General features: G+C 62.3%; 6 protein-coding genes. All 6 read right to left on the bottom strand.

The features are described from left to right. Window positions 1–770, bottom strand: a 770-nt coding sequence (locus AC1DY5_RS39510; RefSeq protein WP_478119906.1) for a phosphotransferase family protein, incomplete at its 3' end; no start/stop codon positions are given. Window positions 771–871: 101 nt separating this feature from the next. After that, on the bottom strand, window positions 872–1,060 hold the full coding sequence (locus AC1DY5_RS39505) for a hypothetical protein (protein WP_478119905.1): 189 nt from the start codon (window positions 1,058–1,060) through the stop codon (window positions 872–874). A 4-nt stretch (window positions 1,061–1,064) separates the two neighbouring features. Next, window positions 1,065–2,621, bottom strand: coding sequence for an acyl-CoA synthetase (locus tag AC1DY5_RS39500; RefSeq protein ID WP_478119904.1), 1,557 nt, complete (start codon window positions 2,619–2,621; stop codon window positions 1,065–1,067). A 9-nt stretch (window positions 2,622–2,630) separates the two neighbouring features. Next, window positions 2,631–3,419: an enoyl-CoA hydratase/isomerase family protein gene (locus tag AC1DY5_RS39495; RefSeq protein ID WP_478119903.1), complete on the bottom strand. Its 789-nt coding sequence runs from the start codon at window positions 3,417–3,419 to the stop codon at window positions 2,631–2,633. Between the two features lie 15 nt (window positions 3,420–3,434). After that, window positions 3,435–4,574, bottom strand: a complete 1,140-nt coding sequence (locus AC1DY5_RS39490) for an acyl-CoA dehydrogenase family protein (protein ID WP_478119902.1) — start codon at window positions 4,572–4,574, stop codon at window positions 3,435–3,437. A gap of 9 nt (window positions 4,575–4,583) precedes the next feature. Next, window positions 4,584–5,681 carry an ABC transporter substrate-binding protein gene (locus AC1DY5_RS39485; protein ID WP_478119901.1) on the bottom strand — a complete coding sequence of 366 codons (1,098 nt, stop codon included), beginning with the start codon at window positions 5,679–5,681 and terminating at the stop codon, window positions 4,584–4,586. Window positions 5,682–5,707 lie beyond the last annotated feature (26 nt).

Genomic DNA, 5,707 nt, shown 5'->3' with positions numbered 1-5,707 from the left:
ATGTAGGCACGCTCCCAGTCGAGGACTGCCGTGAATTCGCCACTGGCTTCGTCGAGAAGGAAGTTGCCGGCGCGGTAGTCACCATGCACCACGCTGGCCCGGTCCAGCGCGGGCACATTGCGCGCGAGCCAGTTGGCCGCGACGTCCATCAGCGCGAACTCTTCGCCGCGATCTTCCTCCCAGACCCTGAGCGTGCGGTTGATCTGCAGTTGAGCACTCTCCGTGGTCCCGATCTCAGGACGACTAAAGGATTCGAGATCCACACGTTCGTGGTCGAAGGTGTGGATCTTCGCGAGGTAGTCGACGAACTGCGGCGCCAGCAATTGCCGAAGGCGTGGACCGAAGTTAGTGCCGATACCGGTCACGCTGCCGCTCACGATGGAAGTCGGCTTCGCAACGCCATGCGCATACGCGTAGATCAGTGCGGGCTCCGGAAACCACTTGCCGTCGGGGTCGACCCAATACATCTTCGGCACCGGAACGAGACCTTCCAATGCGCGCAGCAGCTCGAATTCACGCAGGCGGCTCGATGCATTGATCGACTCCGATGGCTCCATGCGCACGACCAGGTCGGAGATCGTCCGCCCCACGGCCGGATCGTTCCAGCGCAGCGTGAAACGCATTTGCAGCTTGGAGGCGCCGCCCGCAAGCCAGCATTGGTTGGACACTTCAAAGTCGTCCTGGAGCGTGTCCTTCAGCAACGCGATCAGTGAGGCGGACAGCACGTCCAGGCTCACCATCGAATAGGACGGGCCGCCGCGGCGCTCCATCTTTCGCGCCAGGAGCCGATCGATCTCGGGCTCGATCGGGTAGCGCCTGCGCAGCGCCTCGACGAACTCCGACGTCGGCGTGTCGCGAATGTCGAATGTGTTCACTGCTGACATGAATCGGTTTCCTTGCTCATCTGGCGCAGGTGGAACTTCTGGGCTCTTCCCACGGCGGCTATTTGCTTCTCGCCGGCGACGAACCGCTCGGCGGCCGAATGGTGCTCTTCGGGTGACGGGCCGCGCGGCAATCGCAACGACAAGACGTCTCCAGCCTGTGTGCAGGTGTTGCCCATGATTTCAGGCCAAGCTTTCTCTCAGAACCTGCTTGAGCACCTTGCCGGCGCCGCTGAGTGGCAGCTCGGTGGCGACCTTCAACTCCTTTGGGATCTTGTAGCGAGCGAGCCTCGGTCCGCAAAACGCCTGCACCTCCTCAAGGGTGACCGCCGCGCCCGGCCTCAGTACCAGCACGGCGCAAACGCGCTCACCCCACTGGCGATCGGGCCTGCCAATGACGGCGACCTGAAGGATCCCCGGGTGTTCCTGCAACGCACTTTCGATCTCGGCCGGATAGATGTTCTCACCGCCACTGATGATCATGTCCTTGAGGCGGTCGTTGACGTAGAGGTAGCCGTCGTCATCCAAACTTCCCACGTCGCCAGTGCGAAACCAGCCGTCGCTCCCAAGGGCGGCCGCAGTGGCCTCTGGACGACGCCAATAGCCAGCCATGACCGTCGCGCCGCGGACACAGATCTCGCCCCTGATCCCGGCTTGATGAATCGATTTCCCATCGGCGTCAATCAGGTTGACCTCGGAAAGGGGCACGGCACGGCCGGCGGAATTGAGTCGTTCCGTCGCAGACTCAGTCTCGAGAAAGGTGCACAGCGAGACGACTTCGCTCATGCCGTAGGTGTGGCTGACCGCGATGTGACGGCTCGCATAGAGACGCAGCAGCGATTCCGGGCTTGGCGCGCCACCCACGATCAGCAGGCGCAAGCTGGACAGGTCGGCGCCATCGAACGCGGCATGCTGACTGAGCATCAGCATCATCGTCGGAACCGAGAACGTCATCGTGATGCGATGCTCCGCGATGGCGGCAATGACTGCACCAGCCTCGAAGCCGCGATGCAGCACGACCTCGCCGCCCATAAGCAGCAGTGGCGACAGGAGCACGAATAGGCCGCCAACATGGAACATCGGCGCGGTCGTGAGCAGCTTGTCTTCTGCGGTGATGCCGTAGCAGAGAATCCAGTTGAGGTTGTTGGCCCAGAGGTTGCCGTGGGTCAGCATGGCGCCCTTGGGGACACCCGTCGTGCCGGAGGTGTAGACCAGGGCCACAATGTCGCTCGCCTGCACGTCGACAGCCGGAAGCGGTTCGGAGGGCCGCGCCAGGAGCTCGTCCAGTGACTGCCATTTGGGGGCCGGACCGCCAGCGTGGATGTACTCGCGGCAGGGCAGTTCGGCCCGCATCGACTCGATGAGATCGAGATGTTCGGCACCGACGATCAGCGTGTGAACGTCCGCGTCGGCGATCAGTACCCTCAGCTCCGATGCTGTCAGTCGGAAATTGAACGGCACGAAGATCGCGCCCAACGACGCTGCTGCCAGCAGCCCTAGCAGACATTCTGGGCAGTTGAAGCCTAGGAATCCGACGCGCTCGCCCTTGCGCACTCCCCTCTCGTGGAGGGCCGCGGCGAGGCGCTCGGTGAATGCCGCCATGGCGGCGTACGTCCAGGTCTTTCCTTCGAAAGTCAGCGCCGGCCGTTCCGCCGAGAGCACGGCTCTGCGCGCGAAGGACGCCCACAATGTCGTCGGGTCCTGGCATGGCGCAGCTTCCTGCATGATCGTGCTCTCCATGGCGGCTTCTCAGCGACCTACGAATTGCGGCTTGCGGCGGGCAGCGACGTCGCAGATGCCGTTCCATCCGTCCTCGGTGCGCGTGACGCGCGTCATCGCTCGCGCCTCCTGCTCCATCTGCGATTCGATCGGCTGCGACCAGGTCGACAGCAGCAGGTTCTTGATCTCGCCGAACGCGACCGTGGGTCCCGCGGCCAGCTCGCGAGCCAGCGCCCAGGTTTCGTCGTGGAGCGAGGCATCGTCGACCACATGACTGATCAGGCCGGCCTCCAGCGCCTGCTCGGCGCTCCAAGTCTGGTTGCGCATGAAGAATTCGGCAGCGCGACGGATGCCGACACGCCTTGGGATGAAGGTTGTGCCGCCGCCGTCTGGGAGCAGGCCGATGCCGGTGTAAGCGGCATAGAAGCGCGCAGAGCGCGCCGCAATACAAAAGTCCGCCGCAGCACACATCGCGACAAAGCCGCCGACGGCGAGCGAATGGACCGACACGACGACCGGTGCATTCATGCGCGCGAATCGAGACAGCGCCGAATGCAACCCTACGGTCGCATTTTTGATGAAGATCTGCAGTGCCGCGCGGTTCCGGTTCATGGTCTTGAGGTCGGCGCCCACGCCGAAGTACTTGCCGGCGGCGTCGATCAGCACGCAGCGCACCGAAGGGTCCTCATCACATTCGGTCGCAATGCGGCTCAGTTCGGTGTTGAAGCGCAGGTCCATGGGGTTGCCGCGCTCGGGCTGGTTGAAGGTGACGTGAGCAATGCCGTCCTGGATATTGAGCTTGAAGGATTCGTATGTCATGGGGGTTCCGGTGAGTCAGTCGTGGCACTTTTGACGCGCAATGACCATCTTCATGATCTGCGCCGTACCGTCGCCGATCTGCAGCCCCAGCAGGTCGCGCAGGCGCTGCTCGAAGGGCATCTCCTTCGAGTAACCGCCGTGGCCATGGGTCAGCAGGCAGGTATTGACGATGTCGTAGGCGAGCTTCGGGCCCCACCACTTGCACATCGCCGCCTCGGCGGTGTGCGGCAGTCCCTGGTCCTTCATCCACAAGGTCTGCAGGCACAGCAGGCGGGCTCCGGTCCAGTGCGTCTCCGCCTCGGCCAGTGGAAAGGTCACGCCCTGGTACTCGCTCAGCGCCTTGCCGAAGGTGAAGCGCTGGCGCGTGTATTTCCATGCGGCGTCGAGCGACAGTCSCGCGACGCCGAGGCAAAGGATTCCGAGCAATGCGCGGCTGTAGTCGAAGCCGGCCATGACCTGCGAGAACGCTTGGTTCTCCTCGCCCAGACGGTACTTGGCGGGAATCCGTACGCCGTCGAAGAACAGGGAGCCGCGGCCGACGCTGCGAGTCCCATGATCGTCGAATTCGGTTCGACTGATGCCCTTCGTGTCGAGCGGGATGAGGAATGAGCTGATGCCCTTGGCGCGCGATTCCGCCGTTCCCGTGCGCGCGAACACGACCGCGAAATCGGCCTGCGAAGCCATACTGATCGATGTTTTCTCGCCGTCAATCACGTACCAGTCGCCTTCGCGCCGCGCCTTCAGCTTGAGGTTGGCGGCATCGGAACCACCGCCCGGCTCGGTCAATGCGATCGCTGGGATCAGCTTGCCGCGCAGCATGCCCTCGATCCAGGGCTTGACGACCTCCTTTTCGCCAAAGGCGTTGAGGATCTGGCCCAACAGCGAAGCCGTGATAGTGATGTAGCCGATGTTCAGGTCGTCGCCGCACAAGGCCTCCACAACGAGCCCTGCGGTGAGGCAGTTCTGTCCGAGCCCGCCAACATCCTCCGGCAACTCGATGCCGAACAGACCCAACTCGCCCATCTTCTCAAGCGTCGGGCGATGCAACTTGCCCTGTTGATCGCGCAGCCGGTAGTTAGGAGCAATGTGGTCCCTGGCGAAGACGCGCGCGGCTTCAATGAGTTCGTTCTGTTCTGATGAGAGATTGAAGTCCATCTCGCTGCCTCAAACCCGAATCCAGTCGCTGATCGGATCCATCTGCTTGGTGCCGCCGTTGTACGAATACATGCGTCCCGTGGCGATCCGGTGAAGGCTTAGATCGACCGGGAGTCCAATGAGCCCACCGCTGTCCCAGTTCTTGATCGACTCCAGCGCGGCTTTCATGTTCGCGAGGTTCAGCGGCTTGTCAGCCTTGATGCACCGCTCGGCGATCTCCGCAAAGATCATTCCCGACAACCAGGCCTGGATGGTGAAGATCGAAATGTCCTTCAGGTCGGGCTTGGCCTTGGTGATTTGCTCGCGCATGGTCCTGGCCATGACCGCTTCCTTGTCGTAGGCATAGCGGTATGGAAAGAGGCCGGTCCATTTCTCGCCTAAAGCGCCAATCGCCTGATAGGTGGGAATATCCATGCTGTAGGTCGTGCCGACCACCTGCGAGGTAAGCCCCGCCTCGCGCATCTGGCGGATGAATTCGGGAATCGGAGCGAGCACATATCCCTGGAAGATCACAAAGTCTGGCTTCGCGCGACGCAGTTTGGCAACTTCGCCCGAGACATCAACGCCGGCAGGCTTGGTGACAATCTCCGCCACGAGCGGAAGGCCAAGTTTCTCAGCTCGTTCCTTCCCTGCCGGTATGCCCTCCCGCCCGAACTCCAACTCGCTGTACACGTAGGCGACGGTCGGCTTCTTCGCCGAGCCCTTGGCCGTACTGGCGATGTACTCCATGAGAATTTCCTGCATCAGCGGATAGGTTGGACCCGTGCTGAAGTAGTGAGGCATGTTGACGGGATCGACGAGCGCCTGCGCACAGGAAGTGCTGGTGACCATGACGGTTCCGGCCTCGATCAGATCGCGCGCGGTGGCCTTGCCCAGCCCGGTTCCGTCCACGAAGAAGAACGACGGCTTGTATTCAGCCATCATTTTCTTAACCACTGGAACACCTACATCCACCTTGTAGGCAGTGTCCTCCGACACGTACTTCAGTTTGTGGCCCAGTACGCCACCGTTGGCGTTTCGCCAATTGCAGTACTCGGCGAGGCCGAGATCCGAGGCGATACCAGCGAAGGAGAAGAGGCCAGTAAGCGGTTGCGCCCCAGCGATCACGATCTCGGGTTTGGATGCCTACGCGC

The organism is Variovorax sp. P4_D9 (assembly GCF_056401695.1).
The sequence above is the reverse complement of the archived record's forward strand: the minus strand, read 5'-3'. Positions and strand labels throughout refer to the sequence as shown.